Source organism: Bacillus sp. FG16 (assembly GCF_057809515.1).
The window spans coordinates 33,424-48,323 of record NZ_JBMDKC010000038.1; the positions used below are offsets into that span (position 1 = coordinate 33,424).

Genomic DNA, 14,900 nt, shown 5'->3' on the forward strand with positions numbered 1-14,900 from the left:
CGAATATTCTAAACAAATCATAACGTATTATACGTCTTTATTCAAGCGTTTCTCGCTCTCCTAATAAACGTACCGCATAGACTTGTTCACAAAATCCTTTTAATCCGTTATAAATGCGATGCATTCGCGAATCATGGTGTACAAGTCCAAATACAGTTGGACCACTTCCACTCATCAATACAGCATCCGCTCCGAATCGCTTCATCTGTGATTTAATACGGGCAACTTCAGGATGCATTCCAAATGTTACATCTTCTAAAACATTACCAACAGTATCACAAATCCCTTTATAATCCCCAGAATTTATGACATCAACCATTTTATCTACATTTGGATGTGTAACTCGATTTAACTTTAAATTTCCATACACATCAGCAGTAGATACACCTATATGTGGTTTCGCTAAAATAACCCAACAAGAAGGCGGAGTCTTTATATGCTCAATTTTCTCTCCTCTTCCAGTAGCAATTGCTGTGCCGCCGTATACACAGAACGACACATCTGATCCAATTTCTGCGCCAAGCTCTGCTAACTCATCAATTGTAAGCCCTAAATTCCATAATTTATTAAGACCACGTAATGTCGCTGCTGCATCACTACTTCCACCTGCTAATCCAGCTGCTACTGGAATCGTTTTTTCAATAGTAATAGATACACCTTTTTTTACATTAAACTTCTCTTTTAATAATCTCGCTGCCTGATAAGCTAAATTCCGTTGGTCGTCTGGGACATACCGATTATGGGATAAAATTTCAATACGGTCTTCTGCTAATTCCGTTAGTTCTAGACGATCTGCTAAATCAATGGTTGTCATAATCATTTTCACTTCATGATATCCGTCTTGTCTTTTTCCCAGTACATCTAACGACAGATTAATCTTTGCTGGTGCTTTCACTAGTAGCTTCAATCTATTCACCCACTCTATGTACTCAATCTTTTATCGTTTATTTTACCATAAATTTATAGTAAGACGATGACACTTCCCTAATTATAACGAAAAGCATTCAGAATGAAACTACTTATGTAAAATGATGGCACCTCTTAGAGTACAAAAAGCCGAGGAATGTCTCCTCGGCCACCGTAGCATAGAAAGTATCTTACAACTACTGGTTTCGTTTCATTAATTGCTGTTCTGCAATTTCTATAGCACGTTTCACCATGTTACCAGCATCTTTCGCACGAATTCCGCCCCATCCTTCTTTCTGAACAACATCATAAAAGCCAAGCTCTTTTGCTAGCTCTTCTTTAAATTGGTTTGACATGACACCTCTTCGTCTACTCAATGCAGAGTCCCTCCTTATTTTGCTACGGTATAGTTAGTATGCAAAATAATATAGCTTTTCATTTATGGGAATATATGTAATGATATGCGAATTATAAAATGACCTCACTATGAGGGTCTCCATAAAATGTTAACTCTACTGTCTCTGTTAAAACATCTGCGTAACTATAAGATACACGTTGCAACGCATCTTCTTGTTGATCCAATTGTACAACAAAAACAGAACGGTATGTTTCTGCTAGTACACCTGATTGCTCTACAGTTTTTCTTCTTCCACTATTTGCTTTTAACATAAGTCGCTGTCCAAGATGGTGATCTAATTCGCTTTTAATTTCATCTAAACGTTTTGACATATACTTCGCTACACCTCGCTGTAATTTAGATTGAACACTTAAAACACGATATATCTATCCTAATTATTAACCGCGATTCACAGCTAATATCATCCTGCGTTTGAATAGATAGAAGAAATACTATATTGTAAAAGTATCATTACGTAGTCTGTACGTTCTTGCCTCTTTTTATCCAAATTCATTTAAATCCTTCCATACAAAAAAGCAAGATACATATGTATCCTGCTTACTCTTCGTAATGTTGAAAAGGTAATCCCGTTCGTAAAATCCCTCTCGTTTCAATGCCGCCTAGTCCCTTTTCACCAGTAATTGTATTACGTACGACATCCCATACATTGACTCTCTCCATAAATGAAGTAAAACTAATTTTACCAACTACATATACAGGATCTAGTGCATGAATATTAATTCTAGATGGTGAACTAGCGAAATTGGCACCTGCACGAATTAGTGCCTCAAAGTGAGATTGACATGCCCCAGCAAAAATAACAAGTTGATCCAATGATGGATATTTTTTTCGCACTTCTCGAACAGCCTGTACAAAATGCCTTGAATGCCTATATGCTGCTAAATCTCCCTTCACTCCTTTTGATTTTGTATATGCATCATGCCCTGTAATAACGAGAATGTCTGGGCGAAAGTGATCTATTAAATCTACTACTTTTTCATGCATCTCCGTTTCTTTACAATGAATACCTTGTACAGGAACGCCAATTTTATTATATAAGTCTAAACACTTGCGCAAATATAAAGGGTCTCCATCTATATGCAATACACGTCCCGGCATTTGAAAATAATTCACCTCACTTGTGTATCCACCAGTTGAAGTATGTTCATGCCTTTGTTTCATTAATACATAATCTTGTTGAAACAAACGATACGTGCGCTCCATTGTTTCTTTCTCACGCTTCACCCTTTTTTTATGTTCTCGTTGATCTATACTAATTAAATCTTCAAGTGGCGCATCCGCCACCAGTCTAATTTCCTCTCCAAACAATATAGCTATCTCGCCTTTTATTTCTATAATACGAAAAAGAATATCCCTCTTATGAGAATATCGTTCCACTAATTCTCCAACATGTAAAGCCATTCTCCTACCTCCAAACTCATTAGGCCATCTTACCTGTTTTTAAAATATGAATTTAGAGGGCGAAAGGTGACAAAAGGGACAGTTCAAGTTGAACTGTCCCTTGCATATTCTTATGATAATTTATGAATAACTAATGCATTACTTAATGTTGCAAACTCTTCAATAGATAGCGTTTCGCCTCTTCGCTTTGGATCAATTCCTACTTCTGTTAAAATTTGATCCAATAACTCCTTATCTTTCGGGAAACCATTTAAATTATTTGATAAATTATTCATTAAAGTTTTACGGCGCTGTGCGAAACTCGCTCGTACTACTTCAAAGAAGAACGTTTCATCCTTCACCTCTACAACCGGTTTAGGGCGCTTTAGAAGGCGAATAATTGCAGAATCAACATTTGGCTGTGGTACAAACACTGTACGCGGTACAGTCATAACTGTTTCAACTTCTGTATAATACTGAATGGCAATCGATAAAGAACCATACTCTTTCGTTCCAGGTTTAGCAGCTAAACGATCTCCAACTTCTTTTTGCATCATAACAACAAACCCACGAACTGGTAACTTTTCTTCAAGCAATTTAAATAAAATTGGCGTTGTTATATAGTATGGTAAGTTAGCTACTACCATTACATCTTGCCCTTCTTCAAATTGCTCATTAAATACTTCATGTACATCCGCTTTTAGTACGTCTTTATTAATAACTGTAACGTTACCATATGGCGCTAACGTCTCATCTAAAATTGGTAATAGTCTTTGATCAATCTCAAAAGCCACTACTTTTTTAGCACGCTTCGCTAATTGCTCTGTTAATGCACCAATACCTGGTCCAATTTCAATTGCACCACTTTCTGAATCAATTTCTGCATGATCGACAATACGATTTAATACATTTGTATCAATTAAAAAGTTTTGCCCTAAACTTTTTTTGAATGAAAATCCATACTTTTCAACGATGTCTTTAGTACGATTTGGCGTTGCGATATCCTTCATTTTTTTTCCTCCTGTATTACTTGCTTATAAGCTTCTCCAAATGATTCCTTTGAAACTTGAAACATCTGTAATCGTTTATGTAACTGTTTTGCATTTGTATAACCAATCTTTAATAGCTTACCCATTCTTTCTCTGCGGCTCTTTGCCATTTCTCCGCCCACTAAGCCTGCATCGACTAAATCACTCCAGCTAATTTCACTTGTGTAAGCTTCCATTTCTTCATGTATATTCTCTAGAGCACGGCGAATCGACTCATTAGAAGCATGTTCGATCCCAACACCCTTTTTCCTTTTAGCAAGCGCTTCTTCCTTCGGTAAAAAGGCATGCTTACAGCCGGGAACCTTGTCAGAAATAATTTTTCGAATACGCTCTCCAGGATAATCCGGATCTGTGAAAATAATAACGCCCCTTTTTTGCTGCGCTAATTTAACTTGCTCAATAACATGATCACCGATTGCTGAACCGTTCGTTTCAATTGTATCCGCATCAACAGCACGCTTAATCGCAACTGTATCATCTTTACCTTCTACAACGATAATCTCTTTTATTTTCATGCTTGCCTCCACACTCGTTTCGTCTCTACTTAGTAAAACAAAAAAATGACGACTTTTCCATTATTATTTTCCCCATTCTTATATTTTAAAAAATAGAATAGAAAAATCTTTGTTCTCTGTCCTTATTGTAACACTTCATCATTCACATTTATTTTCTTCATCACTTCTACTAGTGTTTTCTCAAAACAAAAAAGAACAGGTTTCCCCATTCTTTTTTATTCAATACCAAATAAAACTTTTGCATTTTTGGTTGTCACTTCTGCTACTTCCTCATAAGAAATTCCTTTTAAATTCGCAATTTCTTCTGCTACGAGTTTTACATAACTCGGTTCATTTCGTTTCCCTCGAAATGGATGCGGCGTTAAATACGGACAATCCGTCTCTATTAACAATTTCTCTAATGAAATCTCCGTAGCAACCTCTTTCGGCTTCTTAGCATTTTTAAATGTAACTGGTCCGCCTAATGAAATTAAAAAGTTCATATCAACACATCGCTCTGCTACTTCTACGCTGCCGCTAAAGCAATGCATAATGCCTCCTACTTCAGCTGCATTCTCTTCTTCTAGAATATCAACAATATCTTGAGTTGCATCGCGGTTATGTATAATAATCGGCAATTTCACTTTTTTAGCTAATGCAATTTGTTTACGAAATACTTCTTTCTGTATTTCTTTTGGAGACTTATCCCAGTGATAATCTAAGCCCATTTCTCCAAGTGCAACGACTTTAGGATGAGAAGCAAGTTCTTCTAACCAAGCTAAATGTTCTTCTGTCATGTCAATTGCATCAACTGGATGCCATCCAACCGCAGCGTAAATAAAATCATAGGATTCAGCTAATTCCATCGCCTTTTTTATCGTTACTTCATCAAAACCAACAACAACTGTATAAGTAACTCCCGCTTCTTTCATTCGGACAATAACTTCTTGCAAATCTTCTTCAAATTGCTCTGCATTCAAATGTGAATGTGTATCAAACAACATAATACATAACTCCTTTTATATTGAAATCAAGTTTATTCTACAAAAATAAGTTCTTTAATAACTTAACGATAACAATACTACAATCTTAATGCAAAAATAGAGAGTGTAAAAAGAAAAAAGACGCTTCACACATGTTACACGTGAAACATCTCTTTTCTTGTCTTAATTACTTGATTTTTGTACCATTTGGTAGATTTTGGTCAATTGATGCTAATGACAATACGCCATTCTCTTCACCCGCTAAAATCATGCCTTGCGATAATTCACCGCGTAATTTTACAGGTTTTAAGTTTGTTACACAAATAACCTTTTTACCTTTTAAGTCTTCCGGCGAATAGAATTTTGCAATTCCAGAAACAACTTGACGCTTTTCTGTGCCTAAGTCTAGTTGAATTTTTAACAACTTGTCTGCTTTTTTCACAGGTTCAGCAGATAGTACTTCAGCTACGCGTAATTCTACTTTAAAGAAATCATCAATTGTAATTTCTTCTGCCTTCGGTTCTTCTTCTTTTTTCTCTTCTACTTTAGGAGCAGAGCTTTTCATTTGTTCTTTAATGTACTCTACTTCCACTTCTATTTCTAAACGAGGGAAAATTGGGTTTCCTTTTTCTACTTTTGTTCCAGCTGGAATGCAGCCAATTGTAGATAGACTTTCCCAAGATTTATAAGCTTCTTCAGTAAGGCCAAGCTGAGCAAACATCTTGCTTGGTGCTACTGTTAAGAACGGCATAAGCATAATACCTGTTTGACGAAGTACTTCTGCTAAATGAGCCATTACAGAAGCTAACTTTTCACGATCATTCTCATCTTTCGCTAATACCCATGGTTGCGTTTCATCAATATATTTATTCGTACGACTAACCAATTGCCAAATAGATCCTAACGCTACAGAGAACTCCATATTCTCCATTGCTTCTTCTACTTTTTTCAAAGTATCTTGTGCAAACATTACTAACGTTTCATCAAATTCCGTTACATTTGCTTTAAATGCAGGGATTTCTCCGTTAAAGTACTTATCAATCATAGCTACTGTACGATTTAATAAATTACCTAAGTCATTTGCTAAGTCGAAATTAATACGCTCCACAAATCCTTCTGGTGTGAATACGCCATCAGATCCAAATGGAACTTCACGAAGTAAGTAATAACGTAATGCATCTAATCCGTAACGATCGATTAATGTAACTGGATCTACTACGTTTCCTTTTGACTTACTCATCTTTCCATCCTTCATTAAAATCCAGCCATGAGCAAAGACTTTCTTCGGAAGAGGTAAATCTAATGCCATTAAAATTATCGGCCAATAAATTGTATGGAAACGAACAATTTCTTTCCCGACTAAATGCACATCTGCAGGCCAGAATTTTTTATATTTCTCTTCATTTGCTGTACCATAACCTAATGCCGTAATATAGTTAGATAATGCGTCAACCCATACGTAAATAACGTGTTTTGGGTTACCAGGAACACGAACCCCCCAGTCAAATGAAGTACGAGAAACTGCTAAATCTTCTAATCCTGGTTTAATAAAATTATTAATCATTTCATTTTTACGAGACTCCGGCTGAATGAAATGTGGATTATCTTCATAGAACTTTAATAGTCTGTCGACATATTTACCCATTCTAAAGAAATAAGATTCTTCACGAACAAGTTCTACATCATGACCACTATCTGGGCTTTTTCCTCCAACTACTTTGTCGCCTTCCATAATTGGATCTACTAATTGGTGCTCTGTATAGAACGTCTCATCTTGTACAGAATACCAACCTTCATATTCATCAAGATAAATATCACCTTGATCTACTAATTGCTTAAAGATTTTTTCGACAACATCTTTATGACGATCTTCAGTTGTACGAATAAAATCATCATAAGAGATATCCATCTTCTCCCAAAGCTCTTTAATTCCTGCAACAATATTATCAACATATGCCTGTGGCGTAATATGTAACTCTTCTGCTTTCTTTTGGATCTTCTGTCCATGCTCATCAGTTCCTGTTAAATAATGCACATTATATCCTTGCATACGCTTATATCGTGCCATCGCATCTCCTGCTACTGTCGTATAAGCATGTCCAATGTGTAATTTTCCACTTGGATAATAAATTGGGGTAGTAATATAAAAGGACTTATTTTCCTCTGTCATTGTTTTGGACCTCCCGAATAACCTCATATGTATTTATAAACAGTATATCAAAAACTCATATATAAAGTGAAACTTTAATCAGTGGGGTTTTTCTTCATCCCCACTGATTATTAGCCCACATCAATCGGGCTTTTACGAGCAGCCCGAATCTAACTTATCTTCTTTACGCCAACCTAATTTTGAATTTTGGGTCTTAATGCTCGATATCTTTATCATCTATTGCTCATATTTCAAAAAATATACAATCTCCACTTAAATTTGTTAATTTTTCAGAAAAAAATGTAAATAATTATGGAATTTCCTCTCAATCTATTATATATAAGAAATAAGAAATAAGAAATCTATAAATCTTTTTAAAAAATATAGAATTTAAGAATTGACGGAAATGTAAATGATTGGTATCATATGTCCATAGGGTATTTTGTCGAAAAATGACGAATCTAAAAATAGACTCGAAACTTATAAACTATTTATTTAGGAGGAAAAAAATTATGAAATCTACTGGTATTGTTCGTAAAGTTGATGAATTAGGTCGTGTAGTAATTCCAATCGAATTACGCCGTACTTTAGGTATTGCAGAAAAGGACGCTCTTGAAATCTATGTTGATGACGAAAAAATCATCTTAAAGAAATATAAACCAAACATGACTTGCCAAGTAACTGGTGAAGTATCTGACGGTAACCTTTCTTTAGCTGAAGGTAAAATCATCTTAAGCAAAGAAGGCGCTGAGCAAATCTTAAACGAACTTCAAGATTATATCGAAACAGCAAAATAAGCTTCTCAATTATGAGAAGCTTATTTTTTATCGACATGATAGATTTGATATACATCTCTTTTCGACAAATCTCGATCTTTAGCGACTGTTTTAATCGCTTCTTTTGAATTCATACCTTTTTCATTTATATAGTGTTCAATATGATCATATACTGAAAGAGATTCCCACCATTGTTCTTCTGGAGCAGGTTCTTCTGTTGAACCAGCTACTAAAATACAAAACTCACCACGTACTTCATTTTGCTTCGTCCACTCAATTGCTTCTTCGATTGTCCCTCGAATAAATTCCTCAAATTTTTTCGTTAACTCTCGACATAATACAATCTCTCTATTTCCCAACACTTCCTGCATCGAAATTAAAGTATCATCTAAACGATGAGGCGCTTCATAAAACATCATTGTAGTTTGTACATAACGAAGCTTTTCTAACTCCATCTTCCGTTCCTTTTTGTTTCTCTGCAAGAAACCATAGAAATAAAACTGCTTTGTTTCAAGACCGGATGCAATTAATGCTGTAAGGGCTGCATTTGCTCCAGGAAGCGGAATTACATGATATTGCTCAGCTACTGCCTCAACAACAATATCGTAACCTGGATCGGAAATACACGGCATACCAGCGTCACTAACAAGTGCTACATTCTTTCCATCCTCTAACTTCTCTAATATTCTCTTTCCACTTACTTCTTTATTATGCTCATGATAACTCGTGACAGGTGTTTCAATTTCAAAGTAATTACAAAGTTTTTTCGTTTGTCTCGTATCTTCAGCAGCAATTAAATCAACTTCTTTTAAAATTCGGATTGCACGAAATGTCATATCTTCTAAATTCCCAATAGGAGTTGGTACTAAATATAAAACTCCCTTTTCATTTTGTTGAAAGCTTTTTTGTTGCCACATAGCGTTCTCCTTTTTGCATATATGCCTCTTTTTGTTTTCTCGTTAATTGCTTAAAATAATACTCCGCTTGCATAGCTGTACGCTTATCTTCGTGAGTCTCTACATATTTTAAAACGACAGGAAGCCTCGCACGTGTATACCTAGCTCCTTTGCCGCTATTATGAGTCTGAATTCGTTTTTCGATATGGTTTGTATATCCAGCATAATAACTTCCATCAGAGCACTCTACTACATAAAAAAAATGCTTATTCTTCTCCATATAAAATTGAACGTATCTCCTTTGTATATTCGTTATTGTTCTCATATACAACGAGTGGTGGTAAAATTTTCAAATCTGCATTTCCATCCTTAATTCCTTCAATTAACAATGTATTTGCTTCTTTTCCAATCTTAGGATAAACAAATCGCACACGCTTTGGTTCAATTTTATATTTACGCATTAATGTGATAATGTCGAGTAATCGTCCTGGACGATGTACAAACGCTACTTTCCCGCCTTGTTTTACTAACTGACTACTTGCAGATACAACATCTTCTAATGTACACATAATTTCATGACGAGCTATTGCTAAATGTTCATTCATATTTTTCTCTGAAGTTTGAGGTGTTTGAAAATATGGCGGATTACATGTAACAACATCATATTGATGACGCCCGAGTTTCTCTGGCATATCTTTCAAGTCTCCATGTATGAGGTGAATTCTTTCTTCCAACCCATTGTATTGAACACTTCTTACTCCCATATCATATAAGCGTTCTTGAATTTCCACACCAGTAATCTTTCCTTTTGTTCTTGTACTTAATAGAAGGGGGACAACTGCGTTACCTGTACACAAATCAAGTAAATTCCCCTTTTGAATTGGTACCCATGCAAAATCTGCCAGTAAAACAGCATCTAAAGAAAAATTAAATACTGATGGGCTTTGTATAATCTTCATGTCTTGCGCTAATAAGTAATCTAAACGTTCATCTTCATATAAATTCATATACTGCTCCTTTTCTTACCCTTAACCTACCCTATTTCATGTATAAAAAATTACCTTTCCAATTATAATTGGAAAGGTAATTTCACTTTTTATTTAAGAATGACAGACAGAACAAACAATCTCCCTCTTTACGTACACTTCCATAATGTAGATTGCAAATATGAAAACCTTCTTGATACAGTCTTGCTAAATTGTCATAGCCTTCACCAATATCTGTTTTCGGCTTCACTTCTTTACGTTTTTGAGTTTTTTGTTTTTCTTTATTCTGCACTTCTTCAAAACGGTGTCGCAAATTGTTATTTTCCATTTTTATATGCTGGTTTTCTTCCAACAACTCTGCAAGATGCTGTTTTAACTCTCCCAACTGTTTGTATAAATGTCCAATTTGCTCTTCCATACTAGAAACCGATTCAAAAATATCTTTTTTCTCCACAAGCACCCACCTCATTAATCTGTGGTTTGACTCGAAACGACCCCTTTATTCACTAACTCATCTAACGTATATTCTACTATCCGTTCCTTGTCTACTAGTTCCACTTGAATTAATCTTTCTAAAATATTTAATCCGATAACACGGCCAGTACCATGCGGGGTTTGTATACGTTGATCTAAATCAGGAAGTTGTTCCTTTGCTGCCTCATATTCATCATTCTCATATTTTAAGCAACACATTAAGCGACCACATAAACCAGAGATTTTTGCAGGATTTAATGATAAATTTTGATCCTTTGCCATTTTAATGGATACAGGTTCAAAATCTCCTAAAAAAGTAGAACAACAAAGCATACGACCACATGGACCAATACCACCTAGCATCTTCGCTTCATCACGAACACCAATTTGTCTTAGTTCAATTCTTGTTCTAAAAATTGCCGCTAAGTCCTTCACTAGTTCGCGGAAATCGATCCGACCATCCGCAGTAAAATAGAAAATAATCTTATTACGATCGAATGTATACTCTACATCTACAAGTTTCATATCGAGATTATGCTCTACTACCTTTTGTTGACAGACTTGATATGCTTCTTTTGCAGCATGTTTGTTCTCTTCAACAATGGTACGATCATTTTCATTTGCAATACGAATAACCTTTTTTAGCGGTAATACAACGTCGTTTTCATCAACTTGCTTTTTGGTAATAACTACTTTTCCGTATTCAATACCTCTTACCGTTTCTACAATGACAAACTCATTTTCAGAGATATCGAACTGATTTGGATCAAAGTAATATACCTTTCCGGCCTTCTTAAAGCGAACACCTACTACATCATACAAAACGGTCATCCCTCCTGCAACCGCAACACTAACTGTTCGAACACAAGCTGCGCATTTACATTAGCGTTGATTCTATTTTTTGCCTCTAATATATTAAAGAGAGCTGATACAATGCGCTTCTGAGCATAGGAAAACGATTCAAACATCTCTTTCTGCTCATGAAAAACAAGACGATCTTCTTCTCCAAGTTGAACATATAATAAATCCTTATAAATAAGGAGTAACATATCTAACCCTTGCTGTAATTGTTCTTTCTCTCCAAAGTGTTTTCCCCATTTTTCTTGTACAAAAAAAATAGAGGTTTTATCTTTTTCGAGCGCTTCACATAATTTTATCACTAAAGCTCGTGCTTGTGCAAACCATTCATCACTACATAAAGCTAAAGCTTCATCAAAACTATTTGTGAGTTGGGCAGCAAGTGTCGATAAAGATGCTGTAATACCTTCATCCTGTAATCTTCTAATTAAAGATTCCGTAGGTAACGGTCTAAACGTAACAACTTGGCAGCGAGATAAAATCGTATTTAAAATTTGATGACTTTGTTCAGTAAGTAAAATAGCGGTTGTATCACTACTTGGTTCTTCTAAAAATTTCAAAAGTGTATTTGCCGCATTTGCTGTCATACGATCTGCGTGCTCAATAATATATAATTTTTTATTTGCCTCTAATCCTGTTTTTGAAAACTCTTCTTGTAAATCATGAATTTGCTGCTTCTTAATAGATAATCCGTCTGGTTTTACAATATGTAAGTTAGGGTGGTTACCTGAATCAATTCGCTTACAATTTGTGCATACATGACAGGGCTCTACTCCATTCCGCTGAGAACAGAGGAAACTCTTTGCCATTTGAATTGCTGTCGCAAACTTTCCCGTACCTTTCCCTCCCTCTAACAAGTAAGCGTGGGATATACGCTCTTTTGCAATGCTATTCATCAACATTTTTACACCGATGGGTTGTATAGCAGAAAGCTGCTCCCACGTCTTCGTCATAATGCATACCTCACTTATTTCATTCTTTCCTTCTATTATAACAATTTATCTTCTATAATCTGAACAACTTCTTCTATAAGTTTTTCCATCGGCTGATCAGCATTTACCAATACAATACGATCCGAGAAACGTTCTACAACTTTTAAATACCCTTCGCGCACACGTTTATGGAAAGAGATATCTTCCATATCTAATCGATTTACTTCGCGTCCTGCATCTTTTTCAATCCGAGCCAAACCAACCTCAGGCTCAATGTCTAGATAAATTGTTAAACTAGGCATACAGTCCTCTGTTGCGAAACGATTTATTTCAAATACCTTATCCATACCCAATCCTCTTGCATAGCCTTGATATGCTAAAGAACTATCTATAAAACGATCACATAACACGAGATAGTTCTCATTAAGTGCTGGCATAACTTTTTCTACTAAATGTTGTCTGCGCGCAGCAGCATAAAGAAGCGCTTCTGTACGTGCTTCCATCATCGTATATTCTTGTTTATGTAAAATCGTCCTAATGTCCTCAGAAATTGCAATACCACCTGGTTCCCTTGTCGCCATTACCTTTTGTGCTTTTTGTTCAAAATATGGCAATAAGCTTTTAATTAACGTTGTTTTACCTGAACCTTCTGGGCCCTCAATTGTTACAAATAATCCCTTCATCCTAAAACCTACTTTCTATATCATACACTTTCATATATTTCGTATTACCTTGAAAACGAGCTCCTGCTCTCTCTAAATACATAATTTGCTCTTTATGCTCTGAAGTAATTCTCTCTCCATATATAACCAATGGAATTCCAGGTGGATACGGAATTACCATTTCCGCCGCTATCATTCCAACAGCCTCTTCTATAGATACGATCTTTGTTCCATATCCTTCTAGTTGTTTATACGTATACGGCAAAGGAGAGAATTCATCTTTATAAGTATAACGAATAGATTCCCTCTTGTCTTTCACGTCATGATGTTGCAATGCTACTCGAATCATCTCTATAACCTTCATATACCCCTCATTTGCTTGCAGGGGTAAAATAAATAGAACATTGTACGGATCAGCCATCTCTGTATATATACCGACCTTTTCAAATACGGACTGTAATTCGTAGCCTGATAACTGACAACGAGTTTGCACGGTAACCTTTAACTCGTCTTGCAACGGATATTCTAAAATGGCGATTTGGGGAATAGAACGTAACCGTTCCTTAAATCTCCGTAAAAACTCAACAATTTCACCATGACCTTCTTCTTTTATACGTGCCATTGTAAAGCGTGCTATATCCAAGGAAGCCATAATTGGATACGATGGACTACTAGATTGTAGCATACTTAAATACGTAGTAACCTTCTCTTCGTCTACTAAGTGACTATTTATATGTAAATAGGAACCCATTGTCATTGCGGGTAATGTTTTATGTGCAGAATGAACTACAATATCTGCACCATATGTTAACGCTGATTTCGGGAATGGTTCTCCCAAACAAAGATGTGCTCCATGTGCCTCATCTACCAAAACAGGGATTTTATGTGCATGTGCAAAAGCGATGCTTCCCTCTAAATCCATCCCCATACCATAATAATTAGGATGCGTTAAAATGAGTGCTTTCGCATTTGGATATTTTCCAATTGCTTTCTTAATAATTTCATTACGAACTCCCACTGGTACGCTATAAGTTTCATCAATCCATGGATCTAAAAAAATGGGATTTGCTCCCGCTAGCTTTAAACCATTAATAATTGATTTATGACAATTTCTTTGTACAAGAACAATATCATGTTCCCCGCAACAAGACAAAATCATTGCTAAGTTCCCAACTGTTGAACCATTAATTAAAAAATAACTTCTCTTTGTATCATACACTTCAGCCAATAATTGTTGTGCCTGATCTATACATTCAAACGGACTATGCAAATCATCTAGTCCTGCTAACTCAGTTACATCAATAGATAGAATATCTTTAAACTCTCTTATTGCCTCCTGAGGGAAGTTTAAACCATTCTTATGACCTGGAACATGAAAGGATAACGGCCCTCTTTCTTTAAACTCTATTAACGCCTCATATAAAGGCATATGATTTTGATTCATCTACATCTCTTCCTTATTATTCATTCTCTATCTATTATACAGAACAAAAAAAATAATAGGCATATGCCTATTTAAAAATATGATACTTCTAATTTTCGAAGTTGCTTTAAATAATGTATATATTTCGGATCATCTGTCTCTGTATTCACCATATCCTTTTCACATTCATAACATATTAAATTATTATAAACATATATGCCTTCTTTTCTTTTTGTCTCACAAACAATACAAACTTCACTTTGTAATTTCATAACCTTCCCTCCCTATTTAAGTGAACTTATTTTATACTTCTAATCCTTAACAATTCACAGAAAAATATACACCCATCTCTTATATAATATGATTAACTCTTGGGCAACGTGTTTGTATTACCATTACTTCTTTTCCATTCTTTTTAACAATACAAAAAAACACGAGTCAAATGACTCGTGTTTTCGCTTGCTTGGCGACGTCCTACTCTCACAGGGACAAGGTCCCAACTACCATCGGCGCT

The 14,900-nt window shown here is 35.5% G+C and carries 18 protein-coding genes; 1 reads left to right on the forward strand and 17 read right to left on the reverse strand.

Annotation, left to right across the window (positions count from 1 at the left end; all coding sequences use genetic code 11):
- Nucleotides 1-37 precede the first annotated feature (37 nt).
- From ispE to metG, 8 genes are all read right to left on the reverse strand, one after another.
- Nucleotides 38-907 carry a 4-(cytidine 5'-diphospho)-2-C-methyl-D-erythritol kinase gene (gene ispE / locus ACODS7_RS15540; RefSeq protein ID WP_140163885.1) on the reverse strand — a complete coding sequence of 290 codons (870 nt, stop codon included), beginning with the start codon at nucleotides 905-907 and terminating at the stop codon, nucleotides 38-40.
- A gap of 196 nt (nucleotides 908-1,103) precedes the next feature.
- On the reverse strand, nucleotides 1,104-1,283 hold the full coding sequence (gene sspF / locus ACODS7_RS15545) for an acid-soluble spore protein SspF (RefSeq protein WP_002094215.1): 180 nt from the start codon (nucleotides 1,281-1,283) through the stop codon (nucleotides 1,104-1,106).
- 91 nt (nucleotides 1,284-1,374) lie between these two features.
- Nucleotides 1,375-1,635, reverse strand: a complete 261-nt coding sequence (gene veg / locus ACODS7_RS15550) for a biofilm formation stimulator Veg (protein ID WP_016079521.1) — start codon at nucleotides 1,633-1,635, stop codon at nucleotides 1,375-1,377.
- A 226-nt stretch (nucleotides 1,636-1,861) separates the two neighbouring features.
- Nucleotides 1,862-2,725, reverse strand: coding sequence for a sporulation peptidase YabG (yabG, locus tag ACODS7_RS15555; RefSeq protein ID WP_001173734.1), 864 nt, complete (start codon nucleotides 2,723-2,725; stop codon nucleotides 1,862-1,864).
- A 110-nt stretch (nucleotides 2,726-2,835) separates the two neighbouring features.
- Nucleotides 2,836-3,714: a 16S rRNA (adenine(1518)-N(6)/adenine(1519)-N(6))-dimethyltransferase RsmA gene (gene rsmA, locus ACODS7_RS15560; protein WP_016079522.1), complete on the reverse strand. Its 879-nt coding sequence runs from the start codon at nucleotides 3,712-3,714 to the stop codon at nucleotides 2,836-2,838.
- A complete protein-coding gene (gene rnmV / locus ACODS7_RS15565; protein ID WP_000692837.1) occupies nucleotides 3,711-4,268 on the reverse strand; it encodes a ribonuclease M5 in 558 nt (185 codons plus the stop codon). The genes rsmA and rnmV overlap by 4 nt, the downstream gene beginning before the upstream one ends.
- 215 nt (nucleotides 4,269-4,483) lie before the next feature.
- Nucleotides 4,484-5,251: a TatD family hydrolase gene (locus ACODS7_RS15570; RefSeq protein WP_043935438.1), complete on the reverse strand. Its 768-nt coding sequence runs from the start codon at nucleotides 5,249-5,251 to the stop codon at nucleotides 4,484-4,486.
- 166 nt (nucleotides 5,252-5,417) lie between these two features.
- Complete coding sequence (gene metG / locus ACODS7_RS15575) at nucleotides 5,418-7,400, reverse strand: methionine--tRNA ligase (RefSeq protein ID WP_243168579.1); 1,983 nt, start codon at nucleotides 7,398-7,400, stop codon at nucleotides 5,418-5,420.
- Nucleotides 7,401-7,891: 491 nt separating this feature from the next.
- Here metG and abrB point away from each other — a divergent pair, with 491 nt between their 5' ends.
- A complete protein-coding gene (abrB, locus tag ACODS7_RS15580; RefSeq protein WP_000843036.1) occupies nucleotides 7,892-8,176 on the forward strand; it encodes a transition state genes transcriptional regulator AbrB in 285 nt (94 codons plus the stop codon).
- A 20-nt stretch (nucleotides 8,177-8,196) separates the two neighbouring features.
- Here the strand turns inward: abrB and rsmI are convergent, their stop codons facing one another.
- The 9 genes from rsmI to ACODS7_RS15625 form a co-directional block, all read right to left on the reverse strand.
- Complete coding sequence (rsmI, locus tag ACODS7_RS15585) at nucleotides 8,197-9,072, reverse strand: 16S rRNA (cytidine(1402)-2'-O)-methyltransferase (protein WP_043935439.1); 876 nt, start codon at nucleotides 9,070-9,072, stop codon at nucleotides 8,197-8,199.
- Nucleotides 9,041-9,331, reverse strand: a complete 291-nt coding sequence (locus ACODS7_RS15590; RefSeq protein WP_043935440.1) for a GIY-YIG nuclease family protein — start codon at nucleotides 9,329-9,331, stop codon at nucleotides 9,041-9,043. Before ACODS7_RS15590 ends, rsmI begins: the two co-directional genes overlap by 32 nt.
- Complete coding sequence (locus ACODS7_RS15595; protein WP_043935441.1) at nucleotides 9,318-10,058, reverse strand: tRNA1(Val) (adenine(37)-N6)-methyltransferase; 741 nt, start codon at nucleotides 10,056-10,058, stop codon at nucleotides 9,318-9,320. Before ACODS7_RS15595 ends, ACODS7_RS15590 begins: the two co-directional genes overlap by 14 nt.
- A gap of 82 nt (nucleotides 10,059-10,140) precedes the next feature.
- Nucleotides 10,141-10,491: a DNA replication initiation control protein YabA gene (gene yabA, locus ACODS7_RS15600; protein WP_000412063.1), complete on the reverse strand. Its 351-nt coding sequence runs from the start codon at nucleotides 10,489-10,491 to the stop codon at nucleotides 10,141-10,143.
- A 14-nt stretch (nucleotides 10,492-10,505) separates the two neighbouring features.
- Complete coding sequence (locus ACODS7_RS15605; protein WP_000272429.1) at nucleotides 10,506-11,333, reverse strand: PSP1 domain-containing protein; 828 nt, start codon at nucleotides 11,331-11,333, stop codon at nucleotides 10,506-10,508.
- A 5-nt stretch (nucleotides 11,334-11,338) separates the two neighbouring features.
- Nucleotides 11,339-12,322, reverse strand: a complete 984-nt coding sequence (gene holB / locus ACODS7_RS15610) for a DNA polymerase III subunit delta' (protein WP_016079526.1) — start codon at nucleotides 12,320-12,322, stop codon at nucleotides 11,339-11,341.
- A 35-nt stretch (nucleotides 12,323-12,357) separates the two neighbouring features.
- Entirely contained in the window at nucleotides 12,358-12,984 is a 627-nt protein-coding gene (gene tmk / locus ACODS7_RS15615) for a dTMP kinase (protein WP_016079527.1), read from the reverse strand.
- Between the two features lies 1 nt (nucleotide 12,985).
- A complete protein-coding gene (locus ACODS7_RS15620; RefSeq protein ID WP_043935442.1) occupies nucleotides 12,986-14,407 on the reverse strand; it encodes an aminotransferase class I/II-fold pyridoxal phosphate-dependent enzyme in 1,422 nt (473 codons plus the stop codon).
- A 71-nt stretch (nucleotides 14,408-14,478) separates the two neighbouring features.
- Complete coding sequence (locus ACODS7_RS15625) at nucleotides 14,479-14,658, reverse strand: sigma factor G inhibitor Gin (RefSeq protein ID WP_000776279.1); 180 nt, start codon at nucleotides 14,656-14,658, stop codon at nucleotides 14,479-14,481.
- Nucleotides 14,659-14,900 lie beyond the last annotated feature (242 nt).

Bases quoted from the DNA above. Each gene is read 5' to 3' on its own strand.
- veg (WP_016079521.1), bottom strand. From the start codon at position 1,635: ATGTCAAAACGTTTAGATGAAATTAAAAGCGAATTAGATCACCATCTT.
- yabG (WP_001173734.1), bottom strand. From the start codon at position 2,725: ATGGCTTTACATGTTGGAGAATTAGTGGAACGATATTCTCATAAGAGG.
- rsmA (WP_016079522.1), bottom strand. From the start codon at position 3,714: ATGAAGGATATCGCAACGCCAAATCGTACTAAAGACATCGTTGAAAAG.
- rnmV (WP_000692837.1), bottom strand. From the start codon at position 4,268: ATGAAAATAAAAGAGATTATCGTTGTAGAAGGTAAAGATGATACAGTT.
- ACODS7_RS15570 (WP_043935438.1), bottom strand. From the start codon at position 5,251: ATGTTGTTTGATACACATTCACATTTGAATGCAGAGCAATTTGAAGAA.
- metG (WP_243168579.1), bottom strand. From the start codon at position 7,400: ATGACAGAGGAAAATAAGTCCTTTTATATTACTACCCCAATTTATTAT.
- abrB (WP_000843036.1), top strand. From the start codon at position 7,892: ATGAAATCTACTGGTATTGTTCGTAAAGTTGATGAATTAGGTCGTGTA.
- rsmI (WP_043935439.1), bottom strand. From the start codon at position 9,072: ATGTGGCAACAAAAAAGCTTTCAACAAAATGAAAAGGGAGTTTTATAT.
- ACODS7_RS15590 (WP_043935440.1), bottom strand. From the start codon at position 9,331: ATGGAGAAGAATAAGCATTTTTTTTATGTAGTAGAGTGCTCTGATGGA.
- ACODS7_RS15595 (WP_043935441.1), bottom strand. From the start codon at position 10,058: ATGAATTTATATGAAGATGAACGTTTAGATTACTTATTAGCGCAAGAC.
- holB (WP_016079526.1), bottom strand. From the start codon at position 12,322: ATGACGAAGACGTGGGAGCAGCTTTCTGCTATACAACCCATCGGTGTA.
- tmk (WP_016079527.1), bottom strand. From the start codon at position 12,984: ATGAAGGGATTATTTGTAACAATTGAGGGCCCAGAAGGTTCAGGTAAA.
- ACODS7_RS15620 (WP_043935442.1), bottom strand. From the start codon at position 14,407: ATGAATCAAAATCATATGCCTTTATATGAGGCGTTAATAGAGTTTAAA.
- ACODS7_RS15625 (WP_000776279.1), bottom strand. From the start codon at position 14,658: ATGAAATTACAAAGTGAAGTTTGTATTGTTTGTGAGACAAAAAGAAAA.